16 protein-coding genes and 1 tRNA gene are annotated in these 13,581 nt (G+C 71.2%); 12 read left to right on the top strand and 5 right to left on the bottom strand.

Going from position 1 to position 13,581, the window contains the following annotated elements; genetic code table 11:
* Window positions 1-24 precede the first annotated feature (24 nt).
* Window positions 25-510 (top strand): MarR family winged helix-turn-helix transcriptional regulator, encoded by a 486-nt coding sequence (locus ACFS27_RS04525; protein ID WP_377180655.1) that lies wholly within the window; start codon window positions 25-27, stop codon window positions 508-510.
* A 40-nt stretch (window positions 511-550) separates the two neighbouring features.
* Window positions 551-1,120: a GNAT family N-acetyltransferase gene (locus ACFS27_RS04520; RefSeq protein ID WP_377180653.1), complete on the top strand. Its 570-nt coding sequence runs from the start codon at window positions 551-553 to the stop codon at window positions 1,118-1,120.
* Between the two features lie 20 nt (window positions 1,121-1,140).
* Here the strand turns inward: ACFS27_RS04520 and ACFS27_RS04515 are convergent, their stop codons facing one another.
* Window positions 1,141-1,494, bottom strand: a complete 354-nt coding sequence (locus tag ACFS27_RS04515) for a winged helix-turn-helix transcriptional regulator (protein ID WP_377180652.1) — start codon at window positions 1,492-1,494, stop codon at window positions 1,141-1,143.
* Between the two features lie 111 nt (window positions 1,495-1,605).
* Between ACFS27_RS04515 and ACFS27_RS04510 the strand changes: the two genes are divergently transcribed.
* The 4 genes from ACFS27_RS04510 (at window position 1,606) to ACFS27_RS04495 (ending at window position 4,227) form a co-directional block, all read left to right on the top strand.
* Complete coding sequence (locus ACFS27_RS04510; protein ID WP_377180651.1) at window positions 1,606-2,445, top strand: NAD(P)H-dependent oxidoreductase; 840 nt, start codon at window positions 1,606-1,608, stop codon at window positions 2,443-2,445.
* A gap of 64 nt (window positions 2,446-2,509) precedes the next feature.
* Entirely contained in the window at window positions 2,510-3,136 is a 627-nt protein-coding gene (locus ACFS27_RS04505) for a superoxide dismutase (protein WP_377180650.1), read from the top strand.
* A 112-nt stretch (window positions 3,137-3,248) separates the two neighbouring features.
* Window positions 3,249-3,321: transfer RNA gene (locus tag ACFS27_RS04500), tRNA-Ala, on the top strand.
* A 273-nt stretch (window positions 3,322-3,594) separates the two neighbouring features.
* Window positions 3,595-4,227, top strand: a complete 633-nt coding sequence (locus tag ACFS27_RS04495; protein ID WP_377180649.1) for a GyrI-like domain-containing protein — start codon at window positions 3,595-3,597, stop codon at window positions 4,225-4,227.
* Window positions 4,228-4,251: 24 nt separating this feature from the next.
* Here the strand turns inward: ACFS27_RS04495 and ACFS27_RS04490 are convergent, their stop codons facing one another.
* Window positions 4,252-4,635, bottom strand: coding sequence for a VOC family protein (locus tag ACFS27_RS04490; RefSeq protein ID WP_377180648.1), 384 nt, complete (start codon window positions 4,633-4,635; stop codon window positions 4,252-4,254).
* Between the two features lie 129 nt (window positions 4,636-4,764).
* Here ACFS27_RS04490 and ACFS27_RS04485 point away from each other — a divergent pair, with 129 nt between their 5' ends.
* Window positions 4,765-5,397 carry a DUF6518 family protein gene (locus ACFS27_RS04485; protein ID WP_377180647.1) on the top strand — a complete coding sequence of 211 codons (633 nt, stop codon included), beginning with the start codon at window positions 4,765-4,767 and terminating at the stop codon, window positions 5,395-5,397.
* Here the strand turns inward: ACFS27_RS04485 and ACFS27_RS04480 are convergent.
* The gene (locus tag ACFS27_RS04480; protein WP_377180646.1) at window positions 5,383-6,012 is read right to left on the bottom strand and encodes a TetR/AcrR family transcriptional regulator; all 630 of its coding nucleotides are present in this window, start codon (window positions 6,010-6,012) and stop codon (window positions 5,383-5,385) included. The genes ACFS27_RS04485 and ACFS27_RS04480 overlap by 15 nt on opposite strands.
* Before the next feature lie 106 nt (window positions 6,013-6,118).
* Here ACFS27_RS04480 and ACFS27_RS04475 point away from each other — a divergent pair, with 106 nt between their 5' ends.
* The 3 genes from ACFS27_RS04475 (at window position 6,119) to aztD (ending at window position 8,464) form a co-directional block, all read left to right on the top strand.
* A complete protein-coding gene (locus ACFS27_RS04475; protein ID WP_377180645.1) occupies window positions 6,119-6,547 on the top strand; it encodes an alpha/beta fold hydrolase in 429 nt (142 codons plus the stop codon).
* A complete protein-coding gene (locus tag ACFS27_RS04470; RefSeq protein WP_377180644.1) occupies window positions 6,486-7,007 on the top strand; it encodes an alpha/beta fold hydrolase in 522 nt (173 codons plus the stop codon). Before ACFS27_RS04475 ends, ACFS27_RS04470 begins: the two co-directional genes overlap by 62 nt.
* A 146-nt stretch (window positions 7,008-7,153) precedes the next feature.
* Window positions 7,154-8,464 carry a zinc metallochaperone AztD gene (gene aztD, locus ACFS27_RS04465; protein WP_377180643.1) on the top strand — a complete coding sequence of 437 codons (1,311 nt, stop codon included), beginning with the start codon at window positions 7,154-7,156 and terminating at the stop codon, window positions 8,462-8,464.
* Window positions 8,465-8,611: 147 nt separating this feature from the next.
* Here the strand turns inward: aztD and ACFS27_RS04460 are convergent, their stop codons facing one another.
* Complete coding sequence (locus ACFS27_RS04460; RefSeq protein ID WP_377180642.1) at window positions 8,612-9,778, bottom strand: epoxide hydrolase family protein; 1,167 nt, start codon at window positions 9,776-9,778, stop codon at window positions 8,612-8,614.
* A gap of 88 nt (window positions 9,779-9,866) precedes the next feature.
* Between ACFS27_RS04460 and ACFS27_RS04455 the strand changes: the two genes are divergently transcribed.
* Complete coding sequence (locus ACFS27_RS04455) at window positions 9,867-10,838, top strand: helix-turn-helix transcriptional regulator (RefSeq protein ID WP_377180641.1); 972 nt, start codon at window positions 9,867-9,869, stop codon at window positions 10,836-10,838.
* A gap of 69 nt (window positions 10,839-10,907) precedes the next feature.
* Window positions 10,908-12,404, top strand: a complete 1,497-nt coding sequence (locus ACFS27_RS04450) for a mannitol dehydrogenase family protein (RefSeq protein ID WP_377180640.1) — start codon at window positions 10,908-10,910, stop codon at window positions 12,402-12,404.
* Between the two features lie 75 nt (window positions 12,405-12,479).
* Here the strand turns inward: ACFS27_RS04450 and ACFS27_RS04445 are convergent, their stop codons facing one another.
* Complete coding sequence (locus ACFS27_RS04445) at window positions 12,480-13,412, bottom strand: sugar-binding transcriptional regulator (RefSeq protein ID WP_377180639.1); 933 nt, start codon at window positions 13,410-13,412, stop codon at window positions 12,480-12,482.
* Window positions 13,413-13,581: the final 169 nt, after the last annotated feature.

Here is a 13,581-nt window from a genome sequence, read left to right as displayed (position 1 = left end):
GAAATGCCAGAGTAGCGTTGTGCCATGAGCTGGTCAACGCACGAGGATCCCGCCCGGGCCGAGGCGCTCGGGGCTCTTGCCGACTCGGGTCGGCGCCTGAGCACGGCGATGATCCTGTTCCACACGAACCTCTCTCGGCGGGTGGGGCTCGGCGTGACGGAGGAAAAGCTGCTGGAGCTTGTCCGCAGGTACAGCAGCCCGTCGGTCGGTGACCTGGCCGAGTACGCGGGGATGGCGAAGAACTCGGTCAGCGACGTGCTGGACCGGTTGGAGGCCAAGGGGTTCATCGTCCGTGAGCCGCATCCCAGCGACGGGCGGAAGGTCGCGATCGTCGCAACGGACGAGGGTGCTGCGCGGATCGGCCAGCACTTCGTCGGCATGATGGGCCGCCTCGACGAGCTCAACGCCGGCTACTCCACCGAGGAGGTGGCCCTCATCGCGGAGTATCAGCGACAGGCCGCCGAGATCCAGGTGGCCGAGGCCCGGGCGCTGGCAGAGGGCGCCGACTGAGCTACGGCGCGGCGGGCGCTCCGGGCGGTACGCTCGCCCCGTGCTGGACGGACGGGCAGGCGACCACGAGCTCGGGTTCCGCCGGACGGAGCGCGGCGACCTCCGGCAGATCCAGGCGTGGCTCCGGCACGAGCACGTCGCTCGGTACTGGGCTCATGACACGAGCGACGCGGCGATCGAGCGCGACTTCGCGGGCAGCGTCGACGGTACCGAGCCGTCGGAGGACTTCGTCGTCGAGTACGGCGGCAAGGCTGCCGGGCTCGTGCAGCGCTGCCGGATCCACGACTACCCGGACGGCTTCACGGAGCTCGTCGAGCTCGTCGACGTGCCACCGGGCGCGCTGACCATCGACTACTTCATCGGCGAGCCGGCCATGGTCGGTCGCGGCCTCGGCAGCCGGCTGATCCAGGAGTTCACCGCGGTGTGCTGGCGGGACCACGTGGATGCCCCGGCGATCATCGTCCCCGTGTCGGCGAGCAACGTCGCGTCGTGGGGCGCGCTCCGCTCGGCGGGCTTCACCCGCATCGCCGTCGGGCACATGGAGCCGGACAACCCGCTCGACGACGGGCAGCACGTCGTGTACCGCTGTGACCGCCCTGCCGGAGCCTGACCCGGTCCCCGGTTCAGGCCTCAGTCCACGGGTCGCGGGTACGCGTCGCCCCAGGCGTTGAGCCACCCGACCACCTGGTCGAGGGACCTGCCGAGGTCCGTGAGGGAGTACTCCACACGGGGCGGAACCTCCGCGTAGACGGTGCGGACGACGATGCCGTCCGCCTCGAGGTCGCGGAGCACACGCGTCAGGGTGCGCGGCGTCACCGTGCCGAGGCGACGCTGGAGCTCGCCGAAACGGTGGGTGCGCTCGAGCAGGTACTTGACGGCGCTGAGCTTCCAGGCGCCGCCGAGCACGGCCATCGACACCTCGACAGGGCAGACCTCCATGGCCCGCTGGACGGGGGAGCGCAGGGTCTCGGTGCCGGTCGTCATGGCTCCATAGTATCCAAACCGACAGTATGTGTCATCGATGTGCGTACTTGTGGTATGCGTACCAGGTTTCTAGCGTAAAACGTGTACTGCTCGACGTCGAAGGAGAAGCACATGCATGCGCTGGTCGTCACCGCTCACCCCAGCCCGCGCTCGCTGGTCGCGGAGCTGGCCTGCGTGACCCGCTCCGCGCTGGAGGAATCCGGCTACTCCGTAGAGGCGTCCGACCTCTACGCCATGGGCTGGGACCCCGCGGTCCGCCTGGAGGACTACGGCGACGTCGCGGACACGGGTGAGACCGTCTCGGCACGGTCGAAGCGCGCGTACGAGACCGGGACGCTCGCGCCCGAGATCGTCGCCGAGCAGGACAAGGTATGCCGGGCCGACCTGGTGGTGCTGCTCTTCCCGATGTGGTGGCACGGCATGCCCGCCATGCTCAAGGGCTGGTTCGACCGGGTGTTCGTCAACGGGTTCGCGTTCGGCCTCCAGGACGATGCGGGCCTGCCGCGCAAGTACGGCGACGGCGGCCTCGTCGGGCGGAGGGTGCTGGCGGTCATCACGGCGGGGGACCGGGCCGAGTCGTTCGAGCCGCGCGGTCTGAACGGCGACCTCGAGGAGCTGTTCTTCCCGTTCCTGCACGGGACCGCCTGGTACGCGGGCATGGAGCCGCTGCGGCCGCACCTGGTGTCCGGCGTCGACCGGCCGGGCTGGGAGGACCGGGCTGACCAGGAGATCCAGCGGCTGCGCGATCGGATCGCCGGCCTGGACGCCGAGGTGCGGATCCCGTACCGCGCGCTGGCCGACGGCGACTACGGGCGCGACCGGAAGTTGCGAGTCGAGGTGCTGCCGGGGGAGCGTGGGCTAAGGATCCATGAACGCCGCGTCGGCGAGCGAGAGCCCGGCGAGCAGGGGCCCGCCGAGCACTGTGTCGACGATCACCGTCTCGCCTCGTGACGTTCGTTGACCTCAACTGTGGTTGAGGTTCTAGCGTCGGTAGCAAGCGATGAGAGGACGACCAATGCCCGTCTACACCCTGCCTGAACTGCCCTACGACTACGCGGCGCTCGAGCCGCACATCAGCGGGCGCATCATGGAGCTGCACCACGACAAGCACCACGCCACCTACGTGGCGGGCGCCAATGCCGCGCTCGACGCGCTGGCCGCAGCCCGGGAGAGCGGCGACCTCGCCGCGGTGAACCTGCACGAGAAGAACCTCGCGTTCAACCTGGGCGGGCACACCAACCACACGGTCTTCTGGCACAACCTCTCGCCCGACGGCGGCGGCGAGCCGGACGGAGAGCTCGCGGCGGCGATCGCCGACCAGTTCGGCGGCTTCGCGGCGTTCAAGGCGCACTTCGGCGCCGTGGCCACCGGCATCCAGGGATCCGGCTGGGCGGTGCTCGGCTGGGACAGCATCGGCCAGCGCCTGCTGGTGTTCCAGCTGTTCGACCAGCAGGCGAACGTGCCGCTGGGCGTCACCCCGCTGCTGATGCTCGACATGTGGGAGCACGCGTTCTACCTGGACTACCTCAACGTCAAGGCGGACTACGTCAAGGCGTTCTGGAACCTCGCGAACTGGTCCGACGTCGCGAGCCGGCTCGAGCGCGCACGTGCCGCCACCGGGAGCCTCATCACGGCGGTGTGACGCTGGGAACGTCCGCCCTGGCGGGCAGCGTCCGGCGGGCGGCGGCCCGCTTTGGTCCAGCGGGCCGAATCGGTCTAGACTGGCGGCGCTCGCCCTGATGGGCGGACGTTTCGGGGCTGTGGCGCAGCTGGTAGCGCACCTGCATGGCATGCAGGGGGTCGGGGGTTCGAGTCCCCCCAGCTCCACCGAGGTGATGAGTCGGGACATCGTTGATAGATGTCCCGGCTCATTGCTTTGTGACGGCATCGACTGCGGCCGGGCCTGGAGTCGTCGCCGCACCATGCCATCTTGCGCGTGCCATGCCATCTTCCGCGGTTCGACCGGCTGTCCGGGGGAAGATGGCGTGGCGCGCAGAGGATGGCGTGTGCGGTCGGGTGCAGCGGGCTTATGCTCCTGCGCAACATGCAGCTGCGGGCTGACGGGAGGGTCGTGGCTCGCCGGGCGGGCCCAGGTGACGAATGTCTGACAAGGCCGACTTCAAGAAGAGCCTCGACTCCTACCACGCCAAGCGCGGCCAGTTCCGGATCCTCGACGTGCCCGACCTGCAGTACCTGATGATCGACGGGCACGGGGACCCGAACACCTCGCCCGTCTTCACCGAGGCGGTCGAGACGCTCTACCCGCTGGCGTACACCCTCAAGTTCGCCGGCAAGCGGGAGCTCGGCCGCGACGCCGTCGTCATGCCGCTGGAGGGGCAGTGGTGGGCGGAGGACATGGACTCGTTCACCGCCGCGCGGGACAAGTCGCGGTGGAGCTGGACCCTGATGATCATGCAGCCGGACTGGATCGACCAGGACCTGTTCGGCGCCGCCATCGACCAGGTCCGGGCGAAGAGCAGCCCGGCACGGCTCGACGACGTCCGCCTCGAGCCGCTCTCCGAAGGGCGCTGCGTGCAGACGCTGCACGTCGGCACGTTCGACGACGAGGCTGACGTGCTCGCGCGGATGCATGACGAGTTCATCCCCGGCAACGGGCTCCGGATGGTCGGCAGGCATCACGAGATCTACCTCAGCGACCTCCGCCGGGTCGCACCCGAGAAGCAGCGGACGATCCTCCGGCAGCCGGTCAGCGGCGGGACGGCCGGCCCGTGAGCCGCTGACGGTGGTGACAGGTCCTCAGGCTGGGAACACGCAGAACTCGTTGCCCTCAGGGTCGGCCAGAACCACCCAGCTCTCGTGCCGGCCGACCTCGCTCGCACCCGCAGCGACCAGCCGGGCCACCTCGGCGTCCCGGTCGGCTGCGTGCACGTCGAGGTGCACGCGGTTCTTCACCGTCTTCGGCTCGGGCACCCGGTTGAAGAAGTAGCGAGGGACGCGGCCCGGCGCCTCCACCAGCACGGAGGGGTCGTCCTCGACGTCGTGGACGCCCATGGCGCGCAGCCGGGCCAGCTCCTCGTCGTCGTAGGGCGCCACGGTGTAGCCGTCCAGCACCTCTGCCCAGAACCGGGCCAGCGATGCGGGGTGATGGCAGTCGAAGACGACGTCCCTGAGCACGGCCATGTCCACGACGTTAGCCTCGGTGGCCGCATCGGACCTACCTGATCTGCGGGTGCTGAGTCCACCCTGGGGATGACGCGGTCCGACCAGGGGCCGATGCCCCGGGAGGCGCCGGCTCGTTAGGTTCCTGGCATGATCACGGCACCGAGCACCCAGACGTCGCCCGCCCCGTCGGGCACCTTCCTCCGGGCCATCCGCCTCGGGGCCGTGGTGCTCCTGAGTGTCCTGCTCGGCGGGGCGACCTCCTGGGCGCAGGGATCCCTGCCCAGCGAGCTCAGCTCCTTCGCGAACTCGGCCAGCGGCTGGACGGTGCTGACCGCTCTGCTCGTCTTCTGGTCGCGGGCGCGCACGGCGCCTGCCGCCCTGCTGGGCGCCGTCAGCTTCGTCCTGCTCGTGCTCGGCTATGCGGTCGCGTCGCAGCTGCGGGGGCTCTGGTACGACCCGCTCTTCTTCTCCGCCGTGGGTCTCGCGGCCGGCCCGCTCGTCGGGATCGCCGCGTCGTGGCTGCGCGCGACCGGCGTCCGGGCGGCCCTCGGCGTGGCGATCCTCGCGGGCATCGGTGTCGGCGAGGGCGTCTACGGGCTCACGTTCGTGCGGGAGACGACCAGCCCCGTCTACTGGTCGGTGATCGGCGTAGCCGGCCTCGCGCTGCTGGTCGGCCTGCTCGTGCGCCGGATCCGTGGCACGCTGCCGGTCGTGCTCGCGACCGGCGGCACGGCGGTCGTCGCGATGGCGTTCGTCGTCGCCTACTCAAGCCTGGGCTGACGGCGCCTCGACCGGGTCCCCGACCATCCGGTCGAGGAGCCGGTCGAGCAGCTCGTCCACGCGCTCCACCGAGCCGTCGTCGACGAGGAGCGTCTGGGCCAGCCCGCTGGCGCCGGCCACGATCAGCTCGGCGTCCAGCTCGGCCGCGCGCCCGGCGGACGGCGCCACGTCCCCGCGGGCCCGCCGCAGCTGCTCTGCGATGGCCCGGGCGAGGAAGCGCGGCGCGCCGAGCGTGTCCTCCGCGCCGACGTCGGGGCTGGTGAGCGCCGCGGCGTGGAACGTGTTGAGGACGATGGTGTCCCGCCGCCGGTCGGCGTCCGCCGGGAGCAGCTCCGTGAGGATCGCGCGGATCACCTCGCGGGGGGCGGGCTCGGTGCCGAGGGTGCTGAGGCGACGGGTGAACCGCGCGCCGGCATCGGCAACCACCGCCTCGTGGGTGGCGAGCAGGAACTTCCGCTTGGTGCCGAAGTAGTACTGCACCAGCCGCACCGAGATGCCGGCCTCGGCCGCGACGGACTGGAAGGTGGCAGCTGCCAGGCCGTCCCTGGCGATGACCCGGCGTGCGGCGCTCGTGATCTGCGTTCGCCGCTGATCGTGGTCGGCCAGCTTCGGCATGCGGTCCCGCTCTCTCGTGTGCGCGACCCGTCCGGGCCGTCTTCATGGTACGTCCGAACCATAATAAATGATATGTTCGTACCACCAAGACAACGGAGGTGGCGCGATGGCCCGGATCGGACGGTTCAAGAGCGACGAGGCGCGGGAGGCATACCTGCGCACCTACGACGCGATGGCGGAGCTCTGGCCGGCACCTGCGGTGCTGGCCGACGTCCCGACCTCGTTCGGGTCCACGCACGTGCGCCGGTTCGGCTCAGGTGGCGGCGTGCCGCTCGTGCTGCTGGCCGGTGTGCTCGGCAGCAGCCTGCACTGGCACTCCGTGGTCGAGGACCTGGCACGGGATCGCACCGTCTACGCGCTCGACACGATCGGGGCGGCGGGGCGCAGCGTGCAGACCGCCCCGCTGACCCGGGACGCCGACTACGGCACCTGGTTCGCGGAGGTGCTGGACGGGTTGGGGCTGGACCGGGCTCATGTGCTGGGGGGAGTCGTCGGGCGCCTGGCACGCGACGCTGGCGGGCCTGCACGCGGCTGACCGGGTGGCGAGCGTCTCCCTGATCGAGCCCAACGGGGTGATTGCGAGGACGCCGTGGCGCGCCCTGCTGAAGGTGATCCGGTTCGGCGGGAACACGACCGACGAGGGCTGGCGAAAGATGGCCGAGTGGCTCACGCCCGGCGTCACCATGACCGACGTCGAGCGTGCGACCGCCAAGGCGAGCCAGGGGTACCGGATCGCGGCCGGCTGGGCGCGGCCGCTCAAGGACGCCGAGCTGGAGTCGTTCGCCCCGCCGCTGCTGGCGATCTACGGCGGTGCGTCGGTGGTCTCGGACCCGGTGGCGGCGCGGCGGCGCCTCGCCGAGCGTCTGCCGAGCGCCGAGGTCGAGGTCTACCCCGGGACAGGGCACGGCGTGCGTGGACAGGTCCCGGACGAGGTCATGGCCCGGATCGTGGAGTTCCTGGCCCGGCACGACACGGCGGTGCGGCTCGATCGCTGACCCTTCGGAGCGGTCGGCGCACGCGGCGTCGTCGGCCATGTTTGAGAATCATTCTCATCTCTGGTTCACTCTACCTCGGTAGCGAGAATGATTGTCATTCTAGAAGGAAGGAGCGGGCGGCTGTGACCAGGCCGCCCGACCAAACGATGAGAAACCACACCACGCGCGCCGCGGCAGGCCTCGGCGCAGCACTCTCCCTGCTCCTGCTGACTGCTTGTGCGGCAGAGGACGGGGCCGCGTCGGGCGCTGCCTCGGAGTCCGCCTCGGCAGGGGCCGACGACCACGAAGCGCCCGACGCCACCGAGGCCCAGGCGCGCACGCCGCGCGTCGCCGTCACCTACCAGGGCGGTGTGCTCGTCCTGGACGCGATGAGCCTCGAGCCGGTCGGCGACATCGAGCTGGAGGGCTTCAACCGCCTCAACCCCGCCGGTGACGAGCGTCACCTGATGGTCTCGACGGCAGGGGAGTTCCGCGCCCTCGACCTGGGCACCTGGGCCGAGGCGCACGGTGACCACGCGCACTACTGGACCGCCGAGCCGACGCTCACGGACGTGGCCTACGAGGCGGCGAAGCCCGGCCACGTCGTGGTCCACGAGGGGCGCACGGCGCTGTTCGACGACGGCACCGGCCTGGTCCGCGTGGTCGACTCGGAGCACGTGGCCGACGCCGACGCCGCCGCCCGGGAGTACACGACGCCGTCGGCCCACCACGGGGTGGCGGTCGAGCTGACCGACGACACGCTCGTCGTCTCGGAGGGCACGGAGGAGGGCGCCAACGGCATCCGGGTGCTCGACGGCGACGGCGAGGAGATCGCCGCGTCCGACGACTGCCCCGGCGTGCACGGTGAGGCGGTCGCCGCCGACGAGGCGGTGCTGATCGGCTGCCAGGACGGTGCGCTGCTCTACACGGACGGCAAGATCACCAAGGTGGACGCGCCGGACAGCTACGGCCGCATCGGCAACCAGGCCGGCACCGAGGCGTCGCCGGTCGTGCTGGGCGACTACAAGACGGACAAGGACGCCGAGCTGGAGCGGCCCACGCAGGTCTCGCTGATCGACACGCGGAACGGAGAGCTCGACCTGGTCGAGCTGCCGTCGTCGTACACCTTCCGGTCGCTCGCGCGCGGCGACGACGGCGAGGCGCTGGTGCTGGGCACGGACGGCCAGGTGCACGTGATCGACCCCGAGTCGGCGAAGCTGACGAAGTCGATCCCGGTGATCGACGAGTGGGAGGAGCCGGTCGAGTGGCAGGAGCCGCGGCCCGCGATCCTCGCCCTGGACGGCTCCGTGTACGTCACCGACCCGGCGACCGACTCGATCCACGCGGTCGACGTCGAGTCCGGCGAGGTGTGGAAGTCGGCCGACCTGGGCGTCACGCCCAACGAGCTCAACGGCGTCTCGGGCAACGAGCCCCACACCCACGAGCACGAGGGTGAGCACGAGGACGAGGACCACTGACACCTGGCACCACCGGACTGCCGGCTGGTACCGCCTGACGAGGCGCTTCCCCGCTGGCCGGACTCGTCGAGACCTGGATCTCGGCGAGCCCGACCAGCGGGGAAGCGCCTCTCTCAGTGCCCGGCGGACGTCAGTGCCCGGCGGATCTCAGCGCCCGGCGAAGAAGGCGCGCAGGTCCTGGACCACCAGCTCCGGCACCTCCATGGCCGCGAAGTGGCCGCCCTTCGGGTACTCGGCCCAGTGCTCGATGCGCGCATTGTCGCGCTCGGCCAGCGACCGGATGGTCTGGAAGTCGTCGGCGAAGACGGCGACCCCGATCCGGCCCGTGCTCACCACGGGCTCGGCGCCGGTGCGCTGCTCGGTGTAGTGGTAGCGCACCGCAGTGGCCGCCGTGTTGGTGAGCCAGTAGAGGCTCACCTGGGCGAGCACCTGGTCGAGGGAGACCAGGCTCGTGCCGTTGCCGAAGTTCTCGAACAGCTCGCTGTAGGCGAGCTGGCCGACCGGCGAGTCGCTGAGCCCCGCCGCCACCGTCTGTGGGCGGGAGGCGTTCATCGCGTTGTACCCGCCCACGCTCTGGAACCACTGCATGTGCGCCAGTGCCGCGAACTCCTTGGGACCGAACCCGTCCATCTCGCCCTCCGCTCCCGAGGGGAACGAGAAGAGCTGCAACAGGTGGGCGCCGAGGAAGCCATCGGGGTCCAGCACCGCGAGCTCCCGGCCGATCAGGGTGCCTGCGTCGCTGCCGTGCGTGCCGTAGGACTCGTAGCCCAGCCGGCGCATCAGCGTGTCCCAGGTGCCGGCGACGCGGGCCATGGTCCAGGCCCCGCCGTCCGCCGGTTCGCTGAGCGGGGTGCTGAAGCCGAACCCCGGGATCGACGGGATGACGACGTGGAAGGCGTCCTCCGCGCGGCCACCGTGGGCCACGGGATCGGTGAGCGGCTCGATCAGGTCGAGGAAGTCGAGGAACGAGCCAGGGTAGGTGTGGGTCAGGACCAGGGCGCGCGCGCCCGGCTCGGCCGAGCGGACGTGCAGGAAGTGCACGGTCTGACCGTCGATCTCGGTCAGGTACTGCGGGAACGCGTTGGCGCGCTCCTCGACGGCCCGCCAGTCGAACGTGGTGCGCCAGTGCTCGACGGCGTTGCGCAGATAGGACTCGGGGGTGCCGTACTCCCAGGAGTCGCCGGGCGCGGGCGGGGCGAAGCGGGTGCGGGCGAGGCGGTCGGCCAGGTCGTCCAGGTCGGCCTGCGGGATGTCGATACGGAACGGCCGGATCTCGGTGGTGGTGGGCTCTGGGGTGGTGCTCGTGGTCTCCATGTCTCCGACACTATGGCGGGTTCAGGAACGGTTCTTTCCTCTATTCTGGCTTGTGTTCGAGGAGTTCTCAGCGGCACGAGGAGCCACCATGACCACGACGGCAGGGCGCCTGCTCGCACTCCTCGGGCTGCTGCAGTCCCGTTCGGAATGGTCCGGCGCCGAGCTCGCGGCCCGGCTGGACGTCACCGGCCGCACTGTGCGCAACGACGTCGCGCGCCTACGTGACCTCGGCTACCCGGTCGACGCCGTCCGCGGGCCCGGCGGCCGTTACCGCCTCGGCGTGGGCGGCAAGCTGCCCCCGCTCCTGCTCGACGACGAGGAGGCGGTGGCCGTGGCGGTCGGGCTGCGGACCGCGACCGCCGTCGGCGGGATCGAGGAGAGCAGCGCCCGCGCGCTCGGCAAGCTGGAGCAGGTGCTGCCCGACCGGCTGCGCCGGCAGGTCGCCGCGCTGCGCGACGCCACGAGCACCGGGCCGGTGAACACGGACAGCAACGTCGAGGACCCCGCCGTCGACCCGGCGCTGCTCACCGAGCTGGCCGCCGCGATCCGCGACCACCAGGGGCTGCGCTGCTGGTACCGCGAGGAGCCGCGGGAGGTGGAGCCGGTCCGGCTCGTCGCCTGGCAGCGCCGCTGGTACCTCGTGGGGCGGGACGTCGGCTCGGGCCGGTGGCAGCCGTTCCGCGTGGACTGGCTGGAGCTGCGCACTCCGGGCGGACGGCGGTTCGCGCCCGGCGACCCGCCCTTCGACCTCACCGAGTTCGTGGTCCGCGAGGTGGCGCGGACCGGCTGGGCGGTGCACGCCCGGATCCTCGTGCACGCACCGGCCGCAGAGGTGCTCGCCCGGATCAACCCGGCCGTCGGCACCGTCGAGCCGCGCGACGACGGCACGTGCGTGCTGGTCACCGGCGGGGACAGTCTCGAGACGGTGGCGGTGTGGATCGGCATGCTGGGGCTCGACTTCACGGTGCGGGAGCCGCAAGGGCTGGTCGACCACCTGGCGGAGCTGTCGCGGCGGTACGCGGCGGCGGTCTCGCCGAGCCCGGCCCGCGCTCATCTGTGACTGCACCTACGCTCATCTGTTAATCTGACGACTGGATCAACGGAGTCTGAAGGGCAGCGGAGGAGCACGATGACGGCACTCGACGATGCGACCGTGGGCAGCCTGGTGGCGTCCGCGCCGGCCGGTGCGGAGCTGGCGGTGCCCACCTACGACCGCACCCGGCTCACCACCGGGATCGTCCACCTGGGGGTGGGCGGCTTCCACCGGGCGCACCAGGCCATGTACCTCGACCGGCTGATGGCGGCGGGCAAGGCGACGGACTGGGCGATCTGCGGCGTCGGCGTGCTTCCCGGCGACGCACGGATGCGCGATGCGCTGGCCGCGCAGGACGGCCTCTACACCATGGTCCTCAAGCACCCGGACGGGCGCCTGGAGGCGCGCGTGATCGGGTCGATCAAGGAGTACCTGCTGGCGCCCGACGACCCGGAGGCGGTGCTCGAGAAGATGGCGTCGCCCGAGGTGCGCATCGTGTCGCTCACGGTCACCGAGGGCGGGTACAACATCCACCACGTCACGGGCGAGTTCGACCTGGACAACCCGGCGGTCGCCGCGGACCTGGCCGACGGCGCCGTCCCTGCGACGACGTTCGGGCTGGTCACCGAGGCCCTGCGCCGGCGGAGGGACAGGGGCGTGCCGCCGTTCACCGTGATGAGCTGCGACAACATCCAGGGCAACGGCGAGGTGGCGCGGCGCGCGTTCACCACGTTCGCCCGGGCCAAGGACGCGGAGCTCGCGAGCTGGATCGAGGGCGACGTCGCGTTCCCGAGCTCCATGGTCGACCGGATCACGCCCGTCACCACGGACGCCGACCGTGCGATGGTGGCGACACGCTTCGGCATCGACGACGCCTGGCCCGTGGTGGCCGAGCCGTTCGAGCAGTGGGCGCTGGAGGACAGCTTTCCCACCGGCCGGCCCCCGTTCGAGGACGCCGGCGTGCAGGTGGTGGCCGACGTCGAGCCCTACGAGCTGATGAAGCTGCGCCTGCTCAACGCGAGCCACCAGGCCCTGTGCTACGTGGGCTACCTTGCCGGCTACCGGTACGCGCACGAGGTGGCCGGCCGGGACGTGTTCGCCCGGTTCCTGCGCGGGTACATGGACACGGAGGGCACGCTGACGCTGGAGCCCGTGCCCGGTATCGACCTGGACCTGTACAAGCGCACGCTGATCGAGCGGTTCGCGAACCCGCACGTGGCCGACACCCTCGCGCGGCTGTGCGCCGAGTCGTCGGACCGCATCCCGAAGTGGCTGCTGCCCGTGGTCCGGCACCACCTCGCGAACGGCGGGCCGATCGAGCACGCTGCGCTCGTGGTCGCCTCCTGGGCCCGCTACGACGAGGGCGTCGACGAGGCCGGCGAGCCCATCGAGATCGTCGACCGCCTCGCGGACCGGCTGCACCGGGCGGCGCTCGCGCAGCGCACCGACCCGCTGGCGTTCCTGCGTGACCGCGAGGTGTTCGGCGACCTGGTCGACGACGAGCGGTTCACCGCCGCGTACGCGGCCGCGCTCGCCTCGCTGCACGCCAAGGGCGCCGAGGCCACGGTAGAGGCCCTGGTAGCCCGCTCCTGACCCCTTTGCTGTGGGCGTGATCGTTGCGACTACGCGTCCGTTTTAGGCGCAACGATCACGCCCACAGCCAAGGGGTCAGTCGGGGAGGAGGGTTTCCAGGGCGGTTGCCGCCGTGTCGTCCACCACCAGGGTGTTGGCGACGCCGCCGTGCACCGCTGCTACCAGGCCCGGCGCGACGGCGGCGCCGTAGCCGATGACGATGACCTGGGGCGTCGCGGCGAGCTGCTCGAGGGTCACGCCCACCACCCGCTCGTCGAGGCTCGTCCGGACGGGGCGGCCCTCGGAGTCGAACAGGCGGCCCGAGCACTCTGCGATGGCGCCCGCCTCGGTGGCTGCCTGCTGCTCCTCGGTGCTGATCTGCGGGAACACCGTGGAGGTGCGCTCGGACCAGTGCCCGACGGCGACGACCGCGACGTCCAGGTGGTCGGCCCGGGCCAGCGCGTCCGCGATCTCCGGCTGGCGGCGCATGCCCGCTGCGGTGGCGGCGTCGGCCACGAGGAGCGGCGACCAGACCGGCCAGGTGCGCACGCCAGGCATCTGCTCGAAGGTGTTGATCAGCGCCAGGGAGTTGCCGCTGCCCTCGACGGGCAGGGCCCCGACCAGCTGGACGACGTCGCACTGCGGGAGCTGTCCGATGTGCCGCACCGCTGCTTCCACGGTGCGCGACCAGGAGACGCCGACCGTCGCGCCCTCGGTGATGTGCGCGCGCGCCGCGCGGGCGAGCTCGACGGCGACGTTCTCGCGGGTGGCCCTGGTGTCCTCGCCGCTGGCCGCGATCAGGATCTCGCCCACGCCGAGCCGGGCGGCGAGCCGGGCACCCCGCTCGCCGTCGACCCGCGGCGGCGTGATCTCGATCCGGACCACGCCCTGGTCGCGCGCCTGTGCGAGCAGGCGGGCCACCTGGAACCGGGAGATGCCGCGGTCCCGGGCGATCTCTACCTTCGACTTGCCGTCGAGGTAGTAGTCCGTGCTCACCTCGACCAGGAGGTTCGACTCGTTCTGGGTCACCTGCGTCCTCACTCCCGCAGGCGATGGCGGGAACAGTTGAGCGACTATTGAGCGGAGGGTCTTGCTCACCTGAGCATACCCAACTAGTCTGCGGTTGCAGATGAGCAAGTCGATATTCTCAAATGAGCACGGCGCAGATGCTGTGCCGAGGAGAGGACGAGGATGTTCC

It is taken from the genome of Promicromonospora vindobonensis (assembly GCF_042685865.1).
In the GTDB taxonomy this organism is placed as follows: domain Bacteria; phylum Actinomycetota; class Actinomycetes; order Actinomycetales; family Cellulomonadaceae; genus Promicromonospora; species Promicromonospora vindobonensis.
This window is presented reverse-complemented; position numbering and strand designations above follow the sequence as displayed.

Coding starts and splice junctions, on each gene's coding strand:
- ACFS27_RS04525 (WP_377180655.1), top strand. CDS start 25: ATGAGCTGGTCAACGCACGAGGATCCCGCCCGGGCCGAGGCGCTCGGG.
- ACFS27_RS04515 (WP_377180652.1), bottom strand. CDS start 1,494: ATGACGACCGGCACCGAGACCCTGCGCTCCCCCGTCCAGCGGGCCATG.
- ACFS27_RS04510 (WP_377180651.1), top strand. CDS start 1,606: ATGCATGCGCTGGTCGTCACCGCTCACCCCAGCCCGCGCTCGCTGGTC.
- ACFS27_RS04505 (WP_377180650.1), top strand. CDS start 2,510: ATGCCCGTCTACACCCTGCCTGAACTGCCCTACGACTACGCGGCGCTC.
- ACFS27_RS04495 (WP_377180649.1), top strand. CDS start 3,595: ATGTCTGACAAGGCCGACTTCAAGAAGAGCCTCGACTCCTACCACGCC.
- ACFS27_RS04490 (WP_377180648.1), bottom strand. CDS start 4,635: ATGGCCGTGCTCAGGGACGTCGTCTTCGACTGCCATCACCCCGCATCG.
- ACFS27_RS04485 (WP_377180647.1), top strand. CDS start 4,765: ATGATCACGGCACCGAGCACCCAGACGTCGCCCGCCCCGTCGGGCACC.
- ACFS27_RS04480 (WP_377180646.1), bottom strand. CDS start 6,012: ATGCCGAAGCTGGCCGACCACGATCAGCGGCGAACGCAGATCACGAGC.
- ACFS27_RS04475 (WP_377180645.1), top strand. CDS start 6,119: ATGGCCCGGATCGGACGGTTCAAGAGCGACGAGGCGCGGGAGGCATAC.
- ACFS27_RS04470 (WP_377180644.1), top strand. CDS start 6,486: ATGTGCTGGGGGGAGTCGTCGGGCGCCTGGCACGCGACGCTGGCGGGC.
- aztD (WP_377180643.1), top strand. CDS start 7,154: ATGAGAAACCACACCACGCGCGCCGCGGCAGGCCTCGGCGCAGCACTC.
- ACFS27_RS04460 (WP_377180642.1), bottom strand. CDS start 9,778: ATGGAGACCACGAGCACCACCCCAGAGCCCACCACCACCGAGATCCGG.
- ACFS27_RS04455 (WP_377180641.1), top strand. CDS start 9,867: ATGACCACGACGGCAGGGCGCCTGCTCGCACTCCTCGGGCTGCTGCAG.
- ACFS27_RS04450 (WP_377180640.1), top strand. CDS start 10,908: ATGACGGCACTCGACGATGCGACCGTGGGCAGCCTGGTGGCGTCCGCG.